The sequence below is a fragment of the Pedobacter jeongneungensis genome, from assembly GCF_000633455.1.
Lineage (GTDB): Bacteria > Bacteroidota > Bacteroidia > Sphingobacteriales > Sphingobacteriaceae > Pedobacter > Pedobacter jeongneungensis_A.
Genome location: NZ_AYMG01000027.1, coordinates 29,429 through 50,890 on the forward strand (window position 1 = coordinate 29,429; position 21,462 = coordinate 50,890).

The 21,462-nt window shown below is 37.9% G+C and carries 24 protein-coding genes; 6 read left to right on the forward strand and 18 right to left on the reverse strand.

All coding sequences use genetic code 11. From position 1 onward, the window contains the following. Positions 1-56: 56 nt before the first annotated feature. Positions 57-1,469 carry a 23S rRNA (uracil(1939)-C(5))-methyltransferase RlmD gene (gene rlmD / locus U859_RS0122590; RefSeq protein ID WP_025145552.1) on the reverse strand — a complete coding sequence of 471 codons (1,413 nt, stop codon included), beginning with the start codon at positions 1,467-1,469 and terminating at the stop codon, positions 57-59. A 195-nt stretch (positions 1,470-1,664) separates the two neighbouring features. Further along, the gene (locus U859_RS0122595; RefSeq protein WP_025145553.1) at positions 1,665-1,775 is read right to left on the reverse strand and encodes a hypothetical protein; all 111 of its coding nucleotides are present in this window, start codon (positions 1,773-1,775) and stop codon (positions 1,665-1,667) included. Between the two features lie 214 nt (positions 1,776-1,989). Between U859_RS0122595 and U859_RS0122600 the strand changes: the two genes are divergently transcribed. Together U859_RS0122600 and U859_RS0122605 are read left to right on the forward strand one after the other, a co-directional pair. Then, positions 1,990-2,448: a DoxX family protein gene (locus U859_RS0122600; RefSeq protein WP_025145554.1), complete on the forward strand. Its 459-nt coding sequence runs from the start codon at positions 1,990-1,992 to the stop codon at positions 2,446-2,448. Positions 2,449-2,493: 45 nt separating this feature from the next. Continuing rightward, on the forward strand, positions 2,494-4,197 hold the full coding sequence (locus U859_RS0122605) for a M28 family peptidase (RefSeq protein ID WP_025145555.1): 1,704 nt from the start codon (positions 2,494-2,496) through the stop codon (positions 4,195-4,197). Position 4,198: 1 nt separating this feature from the next. Here the strand turns inward: U859_RS0122605 and rhuM are convergent, their stop codons facing one another. Then, positions 4,199-5,188, reverse strand: a complete 990-nt coding sequence (gene rhuM / locus U859_RS0122610; protein ID WP_025145556.1) for a virulence protein RhuM/Fic/DOC family protein — start codon at positions 5,186-5,188, stop codon at positions 4,199-4,201. Positions 5,189-5,227: 39 nt separating this feature from the next. On the opposite strand from rhuM, the gene crtD reads away from it, so the two are divergent. After that, positions 5,228-6,715, forward strand: coding sequence for a 1-hydroxycarotenoid 3,4-desaturase CrtD (gene crtD / locus U859_RS0122615; protein ID WP_025145557.1), 1,488 nt, complete (start codon positions 5,228-5,230; stop codon positions 6,713-6,715). 97 nt (positions 6,716-6,812) lie between these two features. Here the strand turns inward: crtD and U859_RS0122620 are convergent, their stop codons facing one another. Genes U859_RS0122620 through U859_RS0122640 form a run of 5 tightly spaced genes read right to left on the reverse strand, consistent with a single transcriptional unit; the run spans position 6,813 to position 10,584 of the window. Then, positions 6,813-7,316 (reverse strand): shikimate kinase, encoded by a 504-nt coding sequence (locus U859_RS0122620; RefSeq protein WP_025145558.1) that lies wholly within the window; start codon positions 7,314-7,316, stop codon positions 6,813-6,815. 20 nt (positions 7,317-7,336) lie between these two features. Then, complete coding sequence (locus U859_RS0122625) at positions 7,337-7,783, reverse strand: DinB family protein (protein WP_025145559.1); 447 nt, start codon at positions 7,781-7,783, stop codon at positions 7,337-7,339. A gap of 4 nt (positions 7,784-7,787) precedes the next feature. Beyond that, a complete protein-coding gene (locus U859_RS0122630; protein WP_025145560.1) occupies positions 7,788-8,843 on the reverse strand; it encodes an ABC transporter permease in 1,056 nt (351 codons plus the stop codon). Position 8,844: 1 nt separating this feature from the next. Further along, positions 8,845-9,996, reverse strand: a complete 1,152-nt coding sequence (locus U859_RS0122635) for a BT_3928 family protein (RefSeq protein WP_025145561.1) — start codon at positions 9,994-9,996, stop codon at positions 8,845-8,847. Positions 9,997-10,038: 42 nt separating this feature from the next. Next, entirely contained in the window at positions 10,039-10,584 is a 546-nt protein-coding gene (locus U859_RS0122640; protein ID WP_029986066.1) for a DUF1599 domain-containing protein, read from the reverse strand. 99 nt (positions 10,585-10,683) lie between these two features. On the opposite strand from U859_RS0122640, the gene folP reads away from it, so the two are divergent. The 3 genes from folP (at position 10,684) to cdaA (ending at position 12,990) form a co-directional block, all read left to right on the forward strand. Further along, positions 10,684-11,538, forward strand: coding sequence for a dihydropteroate synthase (gene folP / locus U859_RS0122645; protein WP_025145563.1), 855 nt, complete (start codon positions 10,684-10,686; stop codon positions 11,536-11,538). A 165-nt stretch (positions 11,539-11,703) separates the two neighbouring features. Then, entirely contained in the window at positions 11,704-12,069 is a 366-nt protein-coding gene (locus tag U859_RS0122650; protein ID WP_240183085.1) for a four helix bundle protein, read from the forward strand. A gap of 129 nt (positions 12,070-12,198) precedes the next feature. After that, positions 12,199-12,990, forward strand: coding sequence for a diadenylate cyclase CdaA (gene cdaA, locus U859_RS0122655; protein WP_025145565.1), 792 nt, complete (start codon positions 12,199-12,201; stop codon positions 12,988-12,990). Between the two features lie 393 nt (positions 12,991-13,383). On the opposite strand, the gene U859_RS0122660 is transcribed toward cdaA, so the two are convergent. The 10 genes from U859_RS0122660 to recJ all read right to left on the reverse strand — a co-directional run bounded on the left by U859_RS0122660 (position 13,384) and on the right by recJ (position 21,432). Beyond that, the gene (locus tag U859_RS0122660; RefSeq protein ID WP_025145566.1) at positions 13,384-13,794 is read right to left on the reverse strand and encodes a BrxA/BrxB family bacilliredoxin; all 411 of its coding nucleotides are present in this window, start codon (positions 13,792-13,794) and stop codon (positions 13,384-13,386) included. 96 nt (positions 13,795-13,890) lie between these two features. After that, the gene (locus U859_RS31695; RefSeq protein ID WP_025145567.1) at positions 13,891-14,388 is read right to left on the reverse strand and encodes a CCC motif membrane protein; all 498 of its coding nucleotides are present in this window, start codon (positions 14,386-14,388) and stop codon (positions 13,891-13,893) included. Between the two features lie 8 nt (positions 14,389-14,396). Further along, positions 14,397-14,717 carry a DUF2752 domain-containing protein gene (locus U859_RS0122670; RefSeq protein WP_025145568.1) on the reverse strand — a complete coding sequence of 107 codons (321 nt, stop codon included), beginning with the start codon at positions 14,715-14,717 and terminating at the stop codon, positions 14,397-14,399. Next, on the reverse strand, positions 14,698-15,132 hold the full coding sequence (locus tag U859_RS0122675; RefSeq protein WP_025145569.1) for a YkvA family protein: 435 nt from the start codon (positions 15,130-15,132) through the stop codon (positions 14,698-14,700). Before U859_RS0122675 ends, U859_RS0122670 begins: the two co-directional genes overlap by 20 nt. Before the next feature lie 18 nt (positions 15,133-15,150). After that, positions 15,151-16,035 carry a YARHG domain-containing protein gene (locus U859_RS0122680; RefSeq protein WP_025145570.1) on the reverse strand — a complete coding sequence of 295 codons (885 nt, stop codon included), beginning with the start codon at positions 16,033-16,035 and terminating at the stop codon, positions 15,151-15,153. A gap of 23 nt (positions 16,036-16,058) precedes the next feature. Beyond that, a complete protein-coding gene (locus tag U859_RS0122685) occupies positions 16,059-16,685 on the reverse strand; it encodes a DUF2306 domain-containing protein (RefSeq protein ID WP_025145571.1) in 627 nt (208 codons plus the stop codon). Continuing rightward, on the reverse strand, positions 16,686-17,090 hold the full coding sequence (locus U859_RS0122690; protein WP_025145572.1) for a hypothetical protein: 405 nt from the start codon (positions 17,088-17,090) through the stop codon (positions 16,686-16,688). Between the two features lie 107 nt (positions 17,091-17,197). Then, positions 17,198-18,715, reverse strand: a complete 1,518-nt coding sequence (locus tag U859_RS0122695) for a GH3 auxin-responsive promoter family protein (protein ID WP_025145573.1) — start codon at positions 18,713-18,715, stop codon at positions 17,198-17,200. 193 nt (positions 18,716-18,908) lie between these two features. Beyond that, positions 18,909-19,649: an LPS export ABC transporter ATP-binding protein gene (lptB, locus tag U859_RS0122700; RefSeq protein ID WP_025145574.1), complete on the reverse strand. Its 741-nt coding sequence runs from the start codon at positions 19,647-19,649 to the stop codon at positions 18,909-18,911. 82 nt (positions 19,650-19,731) lie between these two features. Continuing rightward, positions 19,732-21,432 (reverse strand): single-stranded-DNA-specific exonuclease RecJ, encoded by a 1,701-nt coding sequence (gene recJ, locus U859_RS0122705; RefSeq protein ID WP_025145575.1) that lies wholly within the window; start codon positions 21,430-21,432, stop codon positions 19,732-19,734. Between the last annotated feature and the right edge of the window lie 30 nt (positions 21,433-21,462).

Below are 21,462 nucleotides of genomic sequence, written 5' to 3' on the forward strand. Positions count from 1 at the left end.
TTATTGAAAGGTTTAAATGTTGAAATGTTTTAAAATTCCATCATACATCTTCCATCTTACGCCTTCAACCTTAAAAGCACAACATTCTCTACATGCTGTGTGTGCGGAAACATATCTACCGGCTTAATGCGCACTACATCGTATTTTTCTTTTAACAGTTCCAAATCGCGTGCCTGTGTAGCTGCATTACAACTTACATACACAATCTTTTCTGATTCCATTTCCAGTAAGCGCTGTACTACATCAGCATGCATCCCTGCACGTGGCGGATCGGTAATCACTACATCAGGTTTTCCATGTGCCAGAATAAATTCAGCTGTAAGAATATCTTTCATATCTCCGGCATAAAAGATCGTGTTGTCGATTCCGTTTAATTCGGAGTTAAATTTTGCATCTTCAATTGCGGTTGGCACATACTCTACCCCTACCACCTGTTTTACATTTTTTGCGATGAAATTTGCTATGGTACCTGCACCCGTATATAAATCGTAAACCAGTTCATCACCTTTAAATCCGGCAAAATCCCTTGTAATTTTATATAATTCAAAAGCCTGTTCAGAATTGGTCTGGTAAAAAGATTTAACACCGATTTTAAAACGGATACCGTCCATTTCTTCAAAAATATGATCGCGGCCAGAAAATAATACCACATCCTGATCAAAAATGGTATCGTTTTTCTTTTGGTTAATGATGTATAAAAGTGAAGTAATCTGAGGGAATTCGGTTTTAAGGAAATTCATCAAACCATCAACCTGTGCCTGCTCCGGATAAGCGAATACCACCGCCACCATTACTTCGCCAGTGGTAGAAGTACGGATAATCAGGTTGCGTAAAACACCTTCGTGATTACGGAGATCGTAAAACGACAAACCATTATCAGAAGCATATTTACGTACTGCATTTCTGATCGAATTAGAAGGTTCATCCTGAAGATAACAATGTTCAATATCTAAAATCTTATCAAAACGTAAGGGTACGTGAAAACCCAAAGCGTTCATATCAAAATCTTCTTCGCGTTCAATATCTGTTTTCTCTAACCAACGTTTGTTCGAAAAAGTAAACTCCAATTTATTGCGATAGTACCTGTTTTTTTCAGAACCTAAAATCGGTTCAGTACCCGAAGTATCTATTTTACCCAAACGCTGTAAAGCAGCCTCCACATTTTTCTGTTTGAATTTCAATTGAGCATCGTAACCCATGTGCTGCCATTTGCAACCACCACAGGTTCCGAAATGAGGACAAAAAGGATCGGTACGCAATGCTGATTTTTCGTGCAGTTGCTCAATGATTGCTTCCGCAAAATTCTTCTTCTTTTTGGTCAAACGCACATCTACCACATCGCCAGGAACGGCTTTGTCAACAAAAATGACCAATTCGTCGGCCTTGCCAACACCTTTTCCTTCTTCAGCGATATCGATTATTTGTACGTTTGGAACTATTGTTACCGTACCGGGTTTTCTTCTACTCATTATTTTGCAAAGATAAGGCAAAAGGCTGAAAGACTAAAGTAGAAAGCTAAGGTCAGAATGAATACAAATAATTTGTCTGAATGAGGCTAAAGGTAGAGGGTAGAAAGGCAGAGGGTTAAACCTGAATAGAAAAATTAGACAATAGAATCTCGTTCGAACGAAGATTGTCCGGTATAAAAATTTAAATTCTAAAAATTATTTTCCAAAAAATTTAAATGCAGCTCCCCAGAAGCCATCTAACCAGTTAAATTTTAGGTCAAATTTTTCATCTACCTGTACGGAAAACTCTAATATTTCTTTGCTCATGATAAAAAACCTATCTATTTAAGCAATAATACAAAATTCATACCGAAAACCGAAACGGTATAAATTAATTTTATGTTAATTTTACATCAAATGGTTAAATGCAATCATTATTTTGAATTCTGAGTTCAATCCCACTGATTTTCAGCAATCTATTTGATAAATGAATATAAATCCGTAACTTAATATATCATTCACATAAAAATGGAGGTTCATTATGAACGTTATCCGTAAAATTGAACATTGGGGAGATGTTCATCACTCAAAATGGCTGGATTATCTGCGCATTATCCTTGGCCTGATCATTTTTGGAAAAGGTGTTTCTTTTATTAGCGACACGTCGGTACTCCAGAATATGATTACACAAAACAACGTATTTGGTTTTTCAGGAGTACTGATCAGTGTAGCCATTCATGTTGTGGCCTTTGCACATCTGGTTGGCGGTATTTTGATTACATTAGGCCTGGTTACACGCTTTGCCGTTGTCATCCAGATCCCAATCTTACTGTTCGCCGTGTTTTTCATTAACCTTACCCCGGGTTTCTCTACGCCAAATTCGGAATTATGGTTTTCGGTGCTGGTGTTATTCCTGCTCATTATGTTTTGGGTGGTTGGTTCGGGTCCGCTATCGGTTGATGAAGGACTAAAAAACAAAACAGGTAAGCGTTACGCTTAACCAACATTAAATATTCTTAGTATCTTTCGTTTTTATAGATGAATCATGAAAACGAAGATACTGTTTGTACTGCTTTTTGCGGGAGTAGCATGTTACGCACAAAACCCAACGAACGATTATTTCAAACTGACAAGGGCAGGTTTTAACGAAAAAAACGCTTATGAAACCACCGCTTTTGTAGAAAAGTACTTCCGTGTGCCCGGCAATACGGGTTTTAATGCCAGCATTCATTATGTAGAAAATATCCTTAAAAAAGCTGGATTTGTAGAACAGAAGCAAAATGAAACTGAAGCCCCATTAACTTATCGCATCGAAAAAAGAGCGATGAAAAACAATACATGGGAGCCTGTTGATGCCAATATTGATATCGTTGGTGAGGCACAGCCACTTATTTCATACAAAACCAACCGCAACATGATTCCCATCAACTGCGGCTCAACCCCTATTGGCGGCATTACGGCCAATGTGGTTTACATCGAAAAAATAGTTCCATCGGAAATAGAAAAGATGGATTTAAAAGGAAAAATCCTGTTTTCAGAAAATAATCCATCACGTTTACTTCAAATCGCAACGAAAGCCGGAGCCATTGGTGTTTTAGGTTATTCGATGCCGAAGTACACGCAACCAGAAATTCATCAAACTTCTATTCAGTTTGGCAGCATGAAAGCCAATAGCGAAGTATGGACGCTGCTCCTATCTTACGCAGCTAAAGAAAAGCTAAAAGCAGCCTGTTTAAAAGGTGAAACCAGGTTAAAAGTAAATATTCAGACCAAAATATATCCTTCAGAAGAATTAACCATTGTAGCAAATGTGAGGGGCAGTATAAATCCCACTGAACGTTTTGTATTCAGCGCACACGTACAGGAGCCCGGTGCAAACGATAATGCAAGCGGTGTAGGTACCTTAGCAGAAATGGCGAGATTAACAGCTGAATTGCATCAGGCAAAAAAAATCATTCCGAAGCGTACCTTAACCTTTTTATGGGGTGATGAAATTGTATCGACAAGACGGTATATTACAGAAGATACCATCCGTGCTAAAGGCATTATGTGGGGAATGAGTTTGGATATGGTTGGCGAAGACACCCAAAAAACAGGAGGTTCTTTTCTGATTGAAAAGATGCCTGATCCATCTGCCATCTGGACAAGGGGAACAGATAAACACACCGAATGGGGCGCTGGCGATGTTGGTGAGAAAGATCTTTTCCCACATTATTTTAACGATTTTATTTTCGATATCTGTAAAGCACAGGGGAAATTTGCCAATTGGACGGTTAACTATAATCCTTTCGAAGGCGGTAGCGATCATACCCCATTTTTACAAAATAAGATCCCGGGATTATTGATGTGGCATTTTACGGATGTATTTTACCACACGGATAACGACCGGATAGACAAGGTTTCGCCAACTGAAATGAAAAACGTTGGTATAAGTGGTTTAACTGCAGCTTATACTTTAATTTCTGCCGATGAAAACACAGCTGTAGCTACTGTTTCGCAAATTAAAGCAGATGCTTTGACACGCCTAAAAACCGAATTTGAGCTTAGCAAAAAAGCAATTGCTGGTGGAAAAGCTACAAATGACGAAAAGCATATTATCGAGGTTTGGTGCAAATGGTATGTAGATGCTTTGGCAACAATTAATAAAATGCCTGTAAAAGCAGAAACCACAAGAGTAGGTTCGGCCATTAAATTTGCGACCAATGATATTGAAAAACAAACAAAAGTGTATTTAGAGGAATTGAAGTAGGTTAATTTTTAGAGTTAATTAAATTAACAACTACTTTAACCATCATTTCTTTTTCTTTAGGATCACTTTCTGCGATGAGTAGGGTAAGCGCAACCAGTGCATTATCGGCTATTCTTTTTGTACCATCTTCACGATAGAGCATTTTATTTTTATCCAGAAACCAAACAAATAAAAAGGCAGCGATCCGTTTATTTCCATCCGAAAATGAATGATTTTTTACTACGAAATATAATAGATTGGCCGCCTTTTCTTCCATACTCGGATAAAGCTCTTCTCCATCAAATGTTTGATAAATAGTATACAATGAACTTTTAAATGACTGGTCTTTTTCATTTCCAAAAAGTTTGCTTCCACCAAATTTCACCCTCAAATCATCTATGGCTTCAAGTGCAGAATCGTAATCTATTTTAAAATCGCCCTTATAACCAGAAACTTCATTTTCTAGCTGCTGATGATCGTAACGATCAAGTACATCTAAAGCATAAACATAATCTGTAAGAATTTTAAAAGTATCTTTTAGCTCTTCATTATTAAGCAAGTGGCGATTTTGAACAGCACCAATCAACTTAATGGTCTGCTTTAATTCTATGAGTTGCTGGCTTTGCTCTTGTAATTTTTTATCATTTAAGGCATACCCATTTATTAGATAATCTTTTAAAATCTGGTTAGCCCATATCCTGAATTGCGTTGCTTTAATTGAATTTACCCTATAACCTATCGATAATACCATATCAAGACTATAAATATCAACTGTTCTTTTCACATTTCTTACGCCTTCAACACGAACTATTTCCATTTTGGAAATAGTTGTTTTATCCAACTCTTTATCTTGATATATATTCTTGATGTGTTTATTAATCGCAGGAACCTGAGTGCCAAAAATATCAGCAATCTGTTTCTGGGTTAACCAAAGAGTTTCATTCTTAATTGCTACCTCTATAACAGGCAATCCCTCTTCATTTTTATAAATTATAATTTCATCCTTAGTCATTGCCTTAAGTTAGTAAAATATTTATTCTATTTTCGTATTATGCCTAAACCAAAAGCCATAATTATCGGTACAGGAATTGCAGGAATTGCGTCTGCCATTCGACTCTCTATAAAGGGTTATGAAGTTGATGTTTTTGAAGCCAGCTCTAAAGCCGGAGGCAAGCTGGGTGAAATAAAAATGAATAGTTTCAGGTTTGATGCCGGCCCAAGTCTATTTACCATGCCCCAATATGTGGATGAACTTTTTAAACTGGCGGGTAAAAATCCTGAAGACTATTTTAAATATATTAAACTAAAAGAAATTTGCCGTTACTTCTATGAAGATGGTTTGAGGCTAAATGCCAGTTCCGATCTTGATAAATTTGCTAGGGAAATAGAAGAAAAAACAAATTCTACCGCAGCAGAAGTTCAGCGATATTTAAAAAAAAGCGATACAATCTACGAGATTACTCATCGTGTGTTTTTAGAAAGGAGTTTACACAAACTTAAAAGTTACCTGCATTGGGATACCTTAAAATCAATATTCCGTTTTGGCCAGATTGATGCCTTTAGAACGCAGGCGAAGGCGAATAAATCATTCTTTAGAGACGAGAGGATGACACAGCTTTTCAACCGCTATGCAACATATAATGGTTCAAACCCATATCAGGCACCGGCTACACTAAATGTAATCCCACATTTTGAATATCATTTTGGCGCTTTTATCCCACAAGATGGAATGTACGGTATTGTTAAGGCTTTAGTTAAACTGGCTGAAGAACTGGGCATCAGGTTTCATTATAACCAGAAAGTGGAAGAAATTTTATACACCAATGAAAGCAAACCTAAAATAAATGGGGTAAAAGTTAACGATAAAACCTACAAAGCAGATGTTGTGATCTCTAACCTCGACATCTGGTTTACTTATAAAAATCTGCTTAAAGCCATACCCGAACCTAAAAAACTATTAAATCAGGAGCGCAGCAGTTCGGCGTTAATTTTTTACTGGGGTATGGATGGGAATTACAGTGATTTAGGTTTACACAATATTTTCTTTACTGAAGATTATCAAAAGGAATTTAATGCCATCTGGAAAGATAAAACCATTTACGACGATCCTACTGTTTACATCAATATCAGTGCTAAACACATTAGAGGTGATGCTCCACCTGATGGTGAAAACTGGTTTGTGATGATCAATGTACCTTCCAATAACGGGCAAAACTGGGATCAATTGATTAAGGAAGCGAAAGCAAATATTATTAAAAAGGTTAGTCGAATTCTAAACCGGAACATCGAAAAAGATATCATTTGCGAACAGATCTTAGATCCAAGAACCATAGAAAGCAAAACAGGATCGTATCAGGGTTCTTTATATGGAAACAGCTCAAACAACCAGTTTTCTGCCTTTTTACGACACTCTAATTTCAGCTCAAAAGTTAAAAACCTATACTTCTGCGGTGGAAGTGTACATCCGGGTGGTGGAATTCCCCTTGCGTTATTGTCCGCTAAGATAATTGATGATGATATTAGTTCAGTTGGTCAATAGTTTAGTGGTTCATTATTGATAGCTCATGACCTATGGCAGCATTGCTTTAAGCGATTAATCGACTAAAGACTGAAGACTCGGGACTAAGGACTATAGACTAACGACTTCCCTCAATCGCTTCTTCCAGCTTTTCTCCATCCAGATCAAATGCATCCACAATTATTTTCGCTTTTGTATAAAAAGGGTCACGTTCCTGAAGTTTTTCTTTAATGAATACCAGGAGTTGTTCATCATTTAAATCTTTAATCAACGGGCGCTTTTGACGGTTATGTAAACGTGAAACCAAGGCAGCAGGTTCCATTTGCAGGTATACTGTTTCGCCATGCGCATTCATCCATTCCATATTATCGAAAAAACATGGCAATCCACCTCCGGTAGCCACCACACAAGTTTCAGGGTAATCGAAGGTTTTAAGCATTTCGCTTTCATAATCCCTAAACCCACTTTCTCCAAATTCGGCAAAATATTCGGCTATGGTTTTACCTGTTTTCGAAACAATTTCGGCATCAAGATCTATCACCGGACACTCTAAACGGTGTGCCAATTGTTTTGCTTTGGTGCTTTTGCCGCAGCCCATATATCCGATAAGGAAAATTTTCATCTGAAGTTTTTATAGCCGACCTATAACAAATGGTCGCGTTTTAACATAATATAATCGGTTACAGGCGGCGTAAAACCTGCCTTTTTCAATAAAGTTACAACCTGTCCGCGATGATAAGTAGAATGATTAAATAAATGAAATAAAATTTCATCTATCCGGTTTTCATATTGATCACCCCTCGAATTGGTATAAATAATTCTTTTATCCAATGGATTGTTATTCATTGTCTCCCTGATCAGTTTGAAATTATCTGCAGAAAGGCGTTCAAAATTTTCCTTTGAGTGAATGTCCCAAACACCATAAAGCGGTTTTTTACCTGAAATACGTTGTGCCCAAATATGCTGTGCATTAAGCACATGACTAAATAACCGTTCAGCATCGGATAATTCAACCGTTGCCAGTTTAAATATTTCGATAATCCGGCCATCGGCAAGCTCGGTATAATTGATGATTTCCTCTTCCTGCATCGCTTTAACTTAATTTAACCCTTGGATCCACATAAGCATATAAAATATCAACCAGAATATTGATCACCACAAATACGAAAGCGATAAAAAGAATAGAGCCCATCACCACCGGAAAATCAGACATTTCTAAGGCAGTTACCGTTGTTCTTCCTAAGCCATTATAACCAAAAATATATTCTACAAAAAAGGAACCTGCCAATAGAGAGGCGAACCATCCAGAAATGGCTGTAATAACCGGGTTCATCGCATTTTTCAAAGCATGTTTGTAGATAATGGCATTTCTGCTTAAACCTTTAGCGCGTGCGGTCCTGATGTAATCCTGTGCCAATACATCCAACATGGCGCTTCTGGTAAGCTGTACAATAATGGCCAAAGGCCTTAAACCCAGGGTAATCATCGGCAACCATAAATTTCTCAGGGTTAATACTTCACCACTAAATGGATCGTAAGAATATAAGCTACCACTCATTTTTAAACCTGTGTAATTGCTTAGCACAAATCCGAAAAGCCAGGCAATAATAATCCCAGCAAAAAAAGAAGGTGCAGATATTCCCAAAATAGCAAACGCATTAGCCGATTTATCAATCCACGAATCTTTATAAACCGCCGATAGAACGCCTAGAAATACACCTATCATAGTGGCAAAAATCATTGCGGTTAAAGCGAGGATAAAAGTGTTCGGTACCGTTTCGGAAAGGATGGCTGTTACATCGCGTTTGGTTTGGTAAGAACTACGTAGGTATGGCCATTTTAGTGCCAGTACTTTTTTATCAAAAGTAATCAGTTTAGCATAATGGTACTTCTGCTGACTGGCACTATCATTATCCAGGACACTGATTGGGGATAAATCGTTGATATACAAAACAAACTGGACTGGTTTGGAGCGATCTAAACCAAATTCTTTACGAACGGCCTCAAGTGATTGTACATCTGCACGCTGTCCCATCGTCATCCGGGCAGGGTCGCCGGGTAAAATATTGAACAGCACAAAAACAACCAATATCACACCACCCATTACCAGTAGTCCATACATCAGTTTTTTCAGTGCGTATCCGATCATGTTATTTATCGAAATATTTTCTGCTCAACTGATCGAAAGTAGGAACATTATGGAAATGCCATTTATTGATCACTACTCCATTTTTCATTAGTAAAACACCCGGATTTGCCCTTACCATGCTCTTTAAGGGCACCGCATCGGCATAAAACACTTCTGAAAACAGGTTGTTCTTTTTGATAAAAACCTGTGCATCCTGTGCAGAGTTAGAAGTAAGTAATACCGTACGGATATTAAATTGCTGCGTAGCATTTATAGCCAGCGCATTTAATTTACCAATGGCTGCCTCATTTGCACTATGAAGATCGTAAGCCACAAAAATTAAATTATAGTATGGATTTTCGATCAGTTCTTTGGTATAATCAGTACCAGAAGCGTCGGTAATATTTAAATCTTTTATTTTAGGTTCAAATCCTTTTTTTACGAGGTTTTTGGTAGGCTCACCTATAATTTCCCAATTGTTATCCTTCCAGATTTCCGTTTTAAGGTAATCTTTATCACTCATATCCTTCTCTTCTTTGGTTTTCTTGTTCTTCAGGTGGTACATGATCTCAAATTCATCAGGCTTTTCTCCCGGAGGGATCACCATTAATGAAGGAATATGTGCACCAACTTTGTAAGGTAAGAAATCTAGAATTGGCAGCACATTATAAGTGTAAAGACCGAAACCCAGAGATACAGCGGTTGCAGCAATGGCAATATTCCTTTGCGTGGCTTCTTTTTTAAACAAAGGTTGAATCAGGTCTTTCTTTAAGAAAATCACAATAATAAGCACCAAAAGAATCAGGTCTTTACTGAACGACTGCCAGGGGGTAAGCGGAATGGCATCGCCAAAACAGCCACAACTAGTAACCACTTTAAATGCGGCAGAAATAAATGTTAGCAGGGTAAAAAAGATGATCAGCAATAATAAACCCCAGGCAACTTTTTTGCTCCAGAAACCCAGTAACAATAATGCACCCAATACAATTTCTAAAGTACAAAGCAAAATAGCAATACCAGTAGCCATTCCACTGAGAAAGTTCATGTGAAAAACCTCAAAATATTCCTGCAGTTTATAGCCAAAACCAAGCGGGTCGTTTGCTTTGATTAATCCTGAAAAGATGAATAAGGCACCAACAAAAACTCTGGAGCATCTTAAAAGTACATTTTGCATCGGTATAATTGTTTTTCTAATGGTGATGGGGGCAATTTTATTTTATTTAACGCCTAACTTAATCAAAGCAAAAACCGAATAGTTCAGCATGTCCTGATAATTCGCTTCTACACCTTCAGAAGCCAGCGTCTGTCCTTCATTATCTTCAATCTGTTTAACCCTAAAAATTTTCATCAAAATCAGATCGGTTAAAGAGCTAACGCGCATATCGCGCCAGGCCTCGCCATAATCGTGGTTTTTAGCAAACATTAAATCTTTGGTTTCGGTCACTTTTCCTTCAAAGAGTTTTTCAACCTCAGCGTAAGGCATTTCATTGGGGTCGCTGTCTGACAGTTCGAGTTGCATCATGGCAATTACACAGTAGTTAACAATGCCAATGTATTCGGATACTACGCCCTCTCCCACCTTGCTTACTTTTTTTTCTTCCAGGGTACGAATGCGTTGTGCCTTGATAAAAATCTGATCGGTGATCGAACTCGGTCTTAAAATCCGCCATGCAGTGCCGTAATCTTTAGTTTTTTTTAAAAATAATGATCTGCAAACCGCAATCACTTCATCAAATTCTGTAGAGGTATTTGTTTGTGCCAAAGCCAATAATTATTTAGTTTTTAGTGTATTTTTGTCGTGAAAAAACAAAAGCTAAAGATACATTTTTAAAGCGAAACCCAAATCCCGAAAGGGTTTATTATGGCAGAAAAAAACTTTTTTGAGCCCAAACAAAGCTTAAACATAAAAGGCAGACTTATCGATTTAAGCAGGCCAAAAGTGATGGGGATTTTGAACATTACCCCCGATTCTTTTTATAGCAACAGCCGTACAAAAACAATAGATGAAGCCTTAACCAAAGCTGCCCAATTTTTAAACGAGGGCGCTACTTTTATCGATATTGGTGGGTATTCATCAAGGCCAGGCGCTAAAGATATTTCGACAAATGAAGAAATAGATCGTTTGGTTCCCATGGTTGAAGTTTTAACAAAGGAATTTCCGGAAGCAGTAATTTCCATCGATACCTTTAGGGCGAAAGTAGCCGAAGAAACCATTTTAGCAGGCGCACACATCATTAACGATATTGCCAGTGGCGATATGGACGAGAAGATGTTCGAAACCGTAGCCCAACTACAGGTACCTTATATGATCATGCACATGCAGGGTACCCCACAAAACATGCAACAAAATCCGGTTTATAATAATGTGCTTTTAGAGGTTATTGATTACCTGGCGAAAAAAGTTGCTGCACTTAAAGCATTACATATTCACGACATCATTATCGACCCAGGTTTTGGTTTCGGAAAAACAACTGAACATAATTACGAATTGCTCAACCAGATGGAGGCCTTTAAAATATTCAAGCTGCCTGTTTTGGTGGGTTTCTCGCGTAAGGGAATGATTTATAAAACACTCGGCACTACAGCAGCAGAAGCGCTAAACGGAACAACCATACTTAATACTATTGCGCTGCAAAAAGGCGCTGGTATTTTAAGGGTGCATGATGTGAAGGAAGCTGTGGAATGTGTGAGGTTGGTGGAAAGATTGAAAGGTTAACTGGTTAATTGTTTAAATCGGTTAACTGACAAGATATGGTCAATAGGTTAATTGAACATTCATAATCTATGAAATTAATTGGTCATTTACAATTAATGGCTTAAATTCATCTCAAATATTCCTATTCTCGGCTTACATCTAATGATTAAAACCTAAAATTTAATTATGATGCATGTATATTCCTTTGAAAAATTAGAAACCTGGCAAAAAGCCAGAATGTTTAGAAAAGACATTTACAACTTGACGAGAAAATTCCCAAAAGATGAAACATTTGGCTTAACCAGTCAGATTAAAGGATCATCCAGCAGCATTGGGGATTGTTTGGCAGAAGGTTCAGCGAGAATTACTTCCAAAGACAAAGCACACTTTATATCCATGTCTTATTCAAGCGCGATAGAAACTATTAATCACATTATCGGAGCATACGATTTGGAGTATATCAATGAAGATGAATATATTTCATTCAGGTTAAAACTAGATGAATTAACAAACAAGCTAAATGCATTACGCAGATCGATATTAAAGAATTAATTCTTATGCACCCAAACAATTAACCGATTAACCGTTTTAAACAATTAACCCACAACCCCAAACAATTAACCGCTTTAAACAATTAACCTATCTTGTATACTGAAATCCGTTTTGCTATCTTGCCACTAAATGAAAGGTTTTGATTTTGACTTCCTTAAAGTATCGCCAACTGATATCGTTGATATCATTCTGGTGGCCTTATTAATTTACTACGTTTATACCTTAATCCGCAATACACTAGCCGTTAATTTGCTTGTGGGCATGTTTATTATTACAGTTTTTTACTGGATAGTAAAGGCCTTACACATGGAATTATTGACCGCAATCATAGACAAGTTTATGAGCGTGGGGATTATTGCCTTGATTGTAATTTTCCACCCGGAGATCAGGCGTTTTCTTTTACTGATCGGGAAGAACGCTTTTTTACAGAAAAACAAAGCCTGGTGGGGTTATTTATTTGGCAGAAAAGAGATTGAAAGGAACAATTTAACGAGGATAAAACCCATTATCGATGCCTGCAAAACCATGAAAAAAACCCGTACTGGTGCATTAATGGTATTCGTTAAATTTTATGATGAACAGTTTTTTGCCAATAGCTGCGAAATTGTAGATGCCAAAATATCAAAACGTTTATTAGAAAGTATCTTCCAGAAAAATAGTCCGCTGCATGATGGTGCCGTAGTGATTTCTGAAAACAAGATTAAAAGTGCCAGTTGTATTTTACCTTTAACGGATAACGACCAGTTGCCATCGCAGTTTGGCTTAAGGCACCGCGCCGGGATTGGTGTTTCTGAAACCACTGATGCGGTTGCGGTAATCATATCTGAAGAAACCGGAGAAATATCGTATGCCAAGCAAGGCCGTGTAAGGATGAATGTTTCTTTCGGGGAATTAGAGAAATTGCTGAATAAGGATTTTTAGTAAACACAGATTAAAGAAGGAGTCGTCATCCTAAGAATGATCGTCATTCCCGCGTAGGCGGGAATCTTAAAGCTTATTGCATTACGATTATTCATAAGCTTCCCTTGTTTCAAAGGTATTCATGAGCACTCCGTGGTTCCCAATCGAGTTGGGAATGACGATCTCACGCAGCCTATCATTTTGCCAAAAAAACCTGTCATTTATATCGATTTTTATGAAATATATTATCCCTCAGGATGGCATAACGATGAATACTCCGTGTTTCCGTGGCAAGATAAACCAGTTAGTTTAGCAACTCCACAAATGCAAAAAGGCGAATGTTTCCATTCACCTTTTCAATATAATTTTAAGAATTACTTATTGATGTAATCCCTCAATCTGTACAATCAATCTTTAGCAATATTGCTCAAAAGCACCAATCAGGTTATCAGCAATCATTTGTGCCGGACGACCTTCAATCTGGTGGCGTTCGATCATATGCACCAATTTACCATCTTTAAACAAAGCCATTGCCGGAGAAGATGGAGGGAAAGGCATCATGTAGTTCCTGGCCTGATCTACCGCTTCTTTTTCCATACCTGCAAAAACGGTAACCAATTTATCAGGATGTTTTTCGTGTGCTGCTGCTGCTCTGGCTGCCGGACGTGCATTTGCTGCTGCACAACCACAAACCGAATTCACCACTACCAACACCGTACCTTCGCCTTTAATAGCCTGATCTACATCTGCTGCATTTTTTAATTCTTGAAAACCAACGTTAGTTAATTCCTTACGCATTGGTTCTACTAAATATTCTGGATACATTATCTTAGTTTTTATTTACAATTTCAATGATACAAAAATAAGAAAATCGAATGGCATGCACCATTCGATTTATATTTTTAAGGTAAAATTAATTCACTACTTCACACCTTTAATAAATTCGTCAAATAGCTGAGGATTAGCTATTGCACCTGCAACAATAAGTACAACAACAACGATAAATAATAAACTTAAAATGGTTGCAATCATTCCGCAGATTTTACCAGCCTTTGCGTTTTTATATGATGATTCGGTATACAAACTGGGATTAAGCTGATACTTTTTCATGTCACCTGCGCCCAATATCCACGCAATTACTCCGAATATTAGCCCAAATACACCATAGAAGCAACAAGCGGGGATGGCTAAAATACCCAATACAAGCGAAGCTGTGGCGTTAGGTAAATTTTGCTGACCAAATCCTCCGGCTCCAAACTGACCAAATGGCGGCTGCTGCTGAAACGGTGGAGGTTGTTGGAAAGGCGGTGGTGTTACAGGTCCCTGATCAATCGGCTGAAAAGGTGCTGGTTCTGGATTTTGATTCTTTGAAAGATCAATGGGTTTATTTTCTTCGGGATTTCCTTGTTCTTCTGACATCGGTATATTTAGATCAATTGGTGAGTATATATTTTGTAAATGTAATTGATTAAGATAATTACTGCAACACCTGCAAAAACGATTTTAATGAGCTGTGCTCCAAACTTAAAATCTACTTTAAGGTGAACAATGGTAAATAAAACCACAAAAAGGAGTGGGATTGTTGCCGGGTAAAATTTAAATGAAGATATGATATCTCCGCTAAAAAGGGCTAAAACCGAGCGCTGTAAACCACAGCCAGGGCAATCTATCCCGAAATGTGCCTTAAAAGGACAACTAAAAAGATGATTCCCCAACCAATCGATAAAACTATGTTGCGGTTGAGCCATTAATATCTCCAATAAATTTCACCTGGGCATCTTTCCAGACTTTATATTTTTCGAGGTCCTTAACTACCTGCCTGTATACCAGGTTTAAGATATAAATATCGTCAACAAAGCCCAATACAGGTACAAAATCTGGTATCACATCTACGGGCGACAAAAAGTAAATCAGTCCTCCTAAAATGGCTATAATGGATCTTTTCGGGATTTCAGTATAGTCGCCGTTTACATAATCTTTCGATACAGCAAACAGCAATACCAGTTTCGACCAAACCCCTTCCAGATCGCCTTTATTGGTTACTGCCTTTCCTAAAGCATCTTTAATGGTATTGCTGGCTTTTGTTTTACTACTTAAAATCACCGAAGCCTTACTTTCCGATTTTCTAAAGAAACCCAATATTTTCTCCCTGTTCAATTTCATAGTTAATTGTATTACAAATTAACGGCCAAAAGCATCATAATTGTCTTCTGCATATTTGGTAAACCGGTCTAATAACTTAATATTTTTATTTTCGACTGAGGTTAAATCATTATCAACGTTGTTTTTAACAGGCACATACCATTCTACAGGATCGAAAAAATTTCTAAAAGTCTGTTTTTTAAAGGCATAACCATGTCTGGCAAAAATGGTATTTTTAAGAATCTGGAGATCAAGTTTTCTTAAATTCTTTACATCTTCCTCTTTAAGTAGCGTTGTTGAAGCGTTTAATTTAAAAATCTGATCGGATGCACTTCTGTAAAAAGGATTTGCCTTCAGGGTATCAACCTGTCCATCTTCTAAGGTATCCAGTCTTTTTACCATCTTGTGGTCACTCCAGTCTACATAACTCGATTCTGATGGCAACATTAGGCTTGCATTATATTCAAAGTTCTTTTTGAGTAATTTAAATTCTTTTTCAGGCCATTTTAGTTCTTTTTTGTAGGCATTCCATTTTCCTATTAAGGTATCGCCAACCAGTGTGATTTCAAATTTTCCATCGTATTTTTCGGTGCCAGGCTCATCTAAAACAAAACTGATTTTACTTCCGTCTTCAGATAATTTACCCAATAGCGGACGGCTGTTACCAGAAACTACGCTCTGGGCAATTACCGTATCTTTAGTGATTTTTTTGATATTGATATTCAGTTTTTTAATAGCGTCAGACATGTCGCCTTCGTACTCTAATTCATCTGTTGTGTAAAAATCACCAACCCAAAAACCATACAGTTCTTTGTGGATTTCCTGTTGAGCCACACCAGCTGCCTTTGTAGTGTTAGTTTTTTTTGTATCTCTGCATGACAGCATTAAAAGTGGGACCAGAGCGAGTAATAAGATCTTTTTCATAGTGTTTTATTTGTTTTTATAGGTCAAACGATTTTCTTTTTGATCAGCCATTCGGCAATTAACAAATTGGGTATCCAGCCCAGCCAGGCGATAATCTGATATACATCCATAGGAGCCGGATGGAATAAATATACTAAAATAACTTTCCAGAGCCTTAACGTGATGGCAGAAGCTGCTAAAGCAAAACTGCGGTACATGAACTTTTTATGGGCAATTATTTTTCTTTTCAAGATCAATAATATCGCTTTAATGGTAAACCAGAACCATAAAATACCTAAAATTATGAATGAGGTTTTTGCCATTAACCCGCCATTTGCAAACCAACCAATAAAAATACCTGATGGTGAGGCAAACAATAACACTAAACCTACATATAAATAGCCCAACCATTGGTGTATTTTAGGATACTTAGCTAAAATTTTGCTGTTAAACTGTGTAAAACCGGCTAGCAGCACAAAAATGGCACTGTACACATGTATGTAAAATATAGGCAGGTAGGCTTTGATTCCGGATACTTCGGTCTGTTTGATCTGTAAAAAAGAAACTTCGCTATTCAAGGGGATATAACGCAAAGTAATCTGCACCATCAGCATAAAAAAATAGGCAAAAAACAATAGCCAGGCCACCTGTTTATAGCTGATGCTTTTCATTTATTTTTTGTTGAAGAGCGCGAGTAATTTTTTATCGAAGGCTATGGCAACCAATTGTGCATTCACCACATCATCTTCGTAAAGCTGCTGCTTTTTTGGGTCAAATACAAATCTGGCAATAACAGGCATCCTATCTGCATAACTTTCGTGCAGGTTAAAATTATAGGTTTTCGAATACTCTTGCGATGGATCGGTTTGAGGGTTCGGACTACTTTCGAGCATAATGCCGTAAGAGGTTCCGCCATTTTTCACCACCCTTTCATAGAGACCTTTGGTAAGCTGTTTGCACCTTGGTGAGGTTTCTACAATTTTATACGCAATTTGTGCTTTGTAGCTTTCTTTAACCTGGGCTTTTGAATATATCGATGATGTTAGAATGAAAAAAAATAGTAAGGTATTTTTCATAATTAGTTGCGTTATTAAATTATACGAAGTCACAGTGAGTTTGTCGAAATAGCCTGTAAAGTCTTCGACAGGCTCAGACTGACACGCATAAATTAGACTTATTAAATTTAAGTAGATTTCATTATATCCAAAATATCATCAATGTATTTACGCTCATTAGCGAGGCGTGGCACTTTATGCTGCCCGCCCAGTTTATCTTTTGCCTTTAACCAGTTATAAAACGTATTTTCGGGTGCGTTGTGTACCTTAGGACGGGCCAGCGCCATATCTTTAAAGCGTTTGGCATCGTAATCAGAGTTAACTTCACGCAATGTGCCATCCATGATATCGACAAACTTCTCAAAATCGTTAGGCTGTTTATCAAATTCGATGATCCACTCATGCCCTCCGGCCTTTTCGCCTTTAAAGTAAATCGGTCCGGCGGTATAATCTTTTATTTCGGCACCAGTTTCCAGGCAAGCTTTTGTTAAGGCTTGTTCGGCGTTGTCAATAATTACCTCTTCACCAAAGGCATTAATGAAATGTTTGGTACGTCCTGTAATTTTTATGCGGTAAGGAGAAAGCGAGGTAAACTGAATAGTATCTCCAATCATGTAGCGCCACAAACCACCATTCGTAGAAATCACGATGGCGTAATTTTTATGCAGTTCTACTTCTCCAAGTAATAATGCTTTAGGATTTTCTTCACAGATATTCTCCATTGGAACAAACTCATAGAAAATACCATAATCGAGCATTAGCAACATCTCTTCTGAGTTATCCTGGTCCTGAATACCAAAAAATCCTTCGGATGCATTGTAAGTTTCCAGATAATACATGTCATCGGATGGGATGAGTTGCTTAAACTGCTCACGATAGGGGGCAAAGTTTACCGCACCATGAATATATAACTCTAAGTTTGGCCAAACTTCCAGTAAATTCTGTTTTCCGGTAAGTTCGAGCACTTTTTTTGCCAGTACGATGGTCCATGTGGGTACCCCTGAAATACTGGTTACGTTTTCGTTGATGGTGGCTTCGGCCATTCTATCCATCTTGATTTCGTAATTGTCCATCAGGGCGATGGACATGTCCGGTGTACGGTAATATTCGGCCCATATGGGAAGATTTTTGATCAGCACTGCTGATAAATCGCCATAAAAACAATCTTCGTTTAACTGGTTAACCTGATGGCTGCCACCTAAAACTAAACCTTTACCGGTAAACATCTGGTTATCAGGGCGGTTATTACAATAAATAGAAAGCATATCCTTACCGCCTTTAAAATGGCATTCTTCTAATGATTCTGGAGAAACCGGAATAAACTTGCTTCTATCGCTGGTGGTACCCGATGATTTTGCAAACCATTTAACATCAGATGGCCAAAGGATATTTTGCTCGCCATTAAGCATACGCTCAATAAATGGCTTCAGGCTATCGTAATTTTGGATGGGAACCCGCTCCTGGTATTGTTGCGGGGTTAAAATTGACTTATAATCGTATTTTTTGCCCCATTCAGTATTTTCTGCACTATCGATCAAAGTATGGAACCACTCTTCCTGAACATCGTAGGGGTATTTCATAAAAAGCTCGATCTGGTGGATCCGCTTTTTCATTAACCAGGTAAAAATTGAATTTACAAATGCCATCTTTAAATGTTAAAGTGAATGAGCCTCGTTTTGCCAAAGGTTTTCATACTTGCCCATTGATTACGCAGGGATACGCACAGATTTTTATACACAGTAAATAGTTTTATAACTTTAGTTTTAATATCGCGATTAGGCAACACCCAAAATGAAAATTTGTTTGTTGATCAAAATACTTTTATTGGCGATAGAATGCTTAAACATCAAATTTTTTCCGTTTTAAAACGAAGTTCGATCCTAAATATACTTTTCTAACCATTTCGTTTTCGGCCAAAACTTCGGGTACACCCTGTTCTAAAATTTTACCTTCAAAAAGCAAGTATGCCCTATCGGTAATGGAAAGCGTTTCCTGCACGTTGTGGTCGGTAATTAAAATGCCGATATTTTTATGTTTTAATTTGGCAACAATACTTTGGATTTCTTCTACGGCAATTGGATCCACACCCGCAAAAGGCTCATCCAATAAAATGAAATTAGGGTTGGCCGCTAGAGCACGGGCAATCTCGGTACGGCGACGCTCACCACCTGATAATAAATCGCCCCGGTTTTTACGTACTTTATGTAAGCTAAACTCATTGATCAGTTCTTCAAGTTTGTCTTTTTGTTCTTCCTTGCTCATTTTACTCATTTCCAAAATGGCAAGAATATTATCTTCTACAGTAAGTTTTCTAAAAACTGATGCTTCCTGAGCCAGATAACCGATTCCTTTCTGTGCCCTGCGGTACATCGGATCTTCCGTAATTTCTTCTTCTTCTAAAAATATACGTCCTTCATTCGGTTTAATCAAACCTACAATCATGTAAAACGAAGTTGTTTTCCCGGCACCGTTTGGCCCTAAAAGTCCAACAATCTCCCCCTGACTTACGTTAAAGGAAACATTGTTTACAACAGTACGCTGTTTGTATTTTTTAACCAGGTTTTCGGCTCTTAATATCATATATTGATTGATATTCTTTGGTTATCACATTGAGCTTGTCGAAATGTTCTTCGACAGGATCAGGATGATACCTTAGAAATATTTAATTAACTTTTATTCCTTTAATATTTAATTGCAAACGTTTTTTATCACGCCACACGTTTTCTTCTAACGTATAACAAACAGAAAATGGCACCTTTGGTTGTAAAAGGTTTTGAAATTCTGCCAAGCCAAATGCAATGCCTTCAAAAATAGGCGAATTTTGTTGTTTTATATTAATTTTTAAATGATTTTGGCCAACAGCCATAGCATGCTGCGCGAGGTATACATTGTGCGTAACAAAAATCGGCGACATATTTTCAGGTCCGAATGGCCCCATTTGCGATAAAACCCTGTAAAACTTACCGTCAATCTGCGCCAGTTCTATTTCTGCATCGATCCTGATCATTGGTGTAAGCAATTCTTCTGTAATGCTAGCAGATACAATTTCTTCAAATTTATCGGCAAAAGCATCAATATTATGCTCTTGCATAGTTAAACCGGCAGCAAATTTATGTCCGCCATATTGATCCAATAAATGCGCGCAGCCACTTAAAGCTTCATATAAATCGAAGCCCACTACCGAGCGGCACGAACCCGCCACATGTCCGTTAGATTTAGTGAGTACAATTGTTGGGCGGTAATATTTTTCGGTTAAACGCGAGGCTACAATCCCGATTACTCCTTTGTGCCAGCTTTCGTTAAACACTACGGTGGTTTTCCTGTTGATGAGGATTTCACTTTCGCCAATTAAGGCCAAAGCTTCGCGGGTAATGTCCTGATCGTAAGTTTTTCGTTCCGTATTTTTAAGATTGATGAGTTCACTTTGCTCCAATGAGTTACTATCCACCTGGCAAAGCAGCATGGCAACGGCATGTTTTGCGTGATCTATCCTTCCGGCCGCATTAATCCGCGGACCTAAGGTGAAAACCACATCGGTAATACTGTAATTTTCCGTTTTGCCCGAAACTTCCATCAAAGCCCTTAAGCCTTCGCAGGGATTGCTATTTAATTTTTTAAGCCCATAATAAGCCAAAATCCTGTTTTCGCCTACTACCGGTACAATATCGGCAGCTATGCTTACCATAACCAAATCTAAATATTGCAGATAAGTTGCTTTAGCTAGTCCATGTTTTTGCGCATAAGCCTGTGCCAGTTTAAATCCAATACCACAGCCGGCAAGCTCTTTAAAAGGATATGGGCAATCAGCACGTTTAGGATCTAAAACCGCAATGGCCTGAGGCAGTTCATCGCCCGGTAAATGGTGATCGCAGATAATGAAATCGACTCCTAGACTATTGGCATAATCAATTTTATCGATAGATTTTATACCACAATCCAGGGCAATAATTAAAGAAAATCCGTTTGCATTTGCATAATCTATCCCTGCGGTAGAAATGCCGTAACCTTCCAGATAACGGTCTGGAATGTAATATTCTATATTTTTAGTGAGCTGTGAAAAGAAACTGAAAGCCAGCGCAACCGAAGTTGTACCATCTACATCGTAATCGCCATAGATTAATATTTTTTCGTGAGTAGCCAATGCGGTTTCGATACGGGCAATAGCAACATCCATATCCTTCATTAAAAAAGGATCATGAAGATGATCGAGGTCTGGCCTGAAGAAATCTTTGGCCTGATCGAAATCACAAATATTCCGCTGCACCAGTATTTGAGCAAGTGAGCGATCTATATTAAGTTGTTCTGCTATTTTTGTTATCGTGTCATCATTACAATCCGATGCCAGCACCCATCTTTTTTCCATTTTATTCTGTCTCCGAACAGTAAATATACA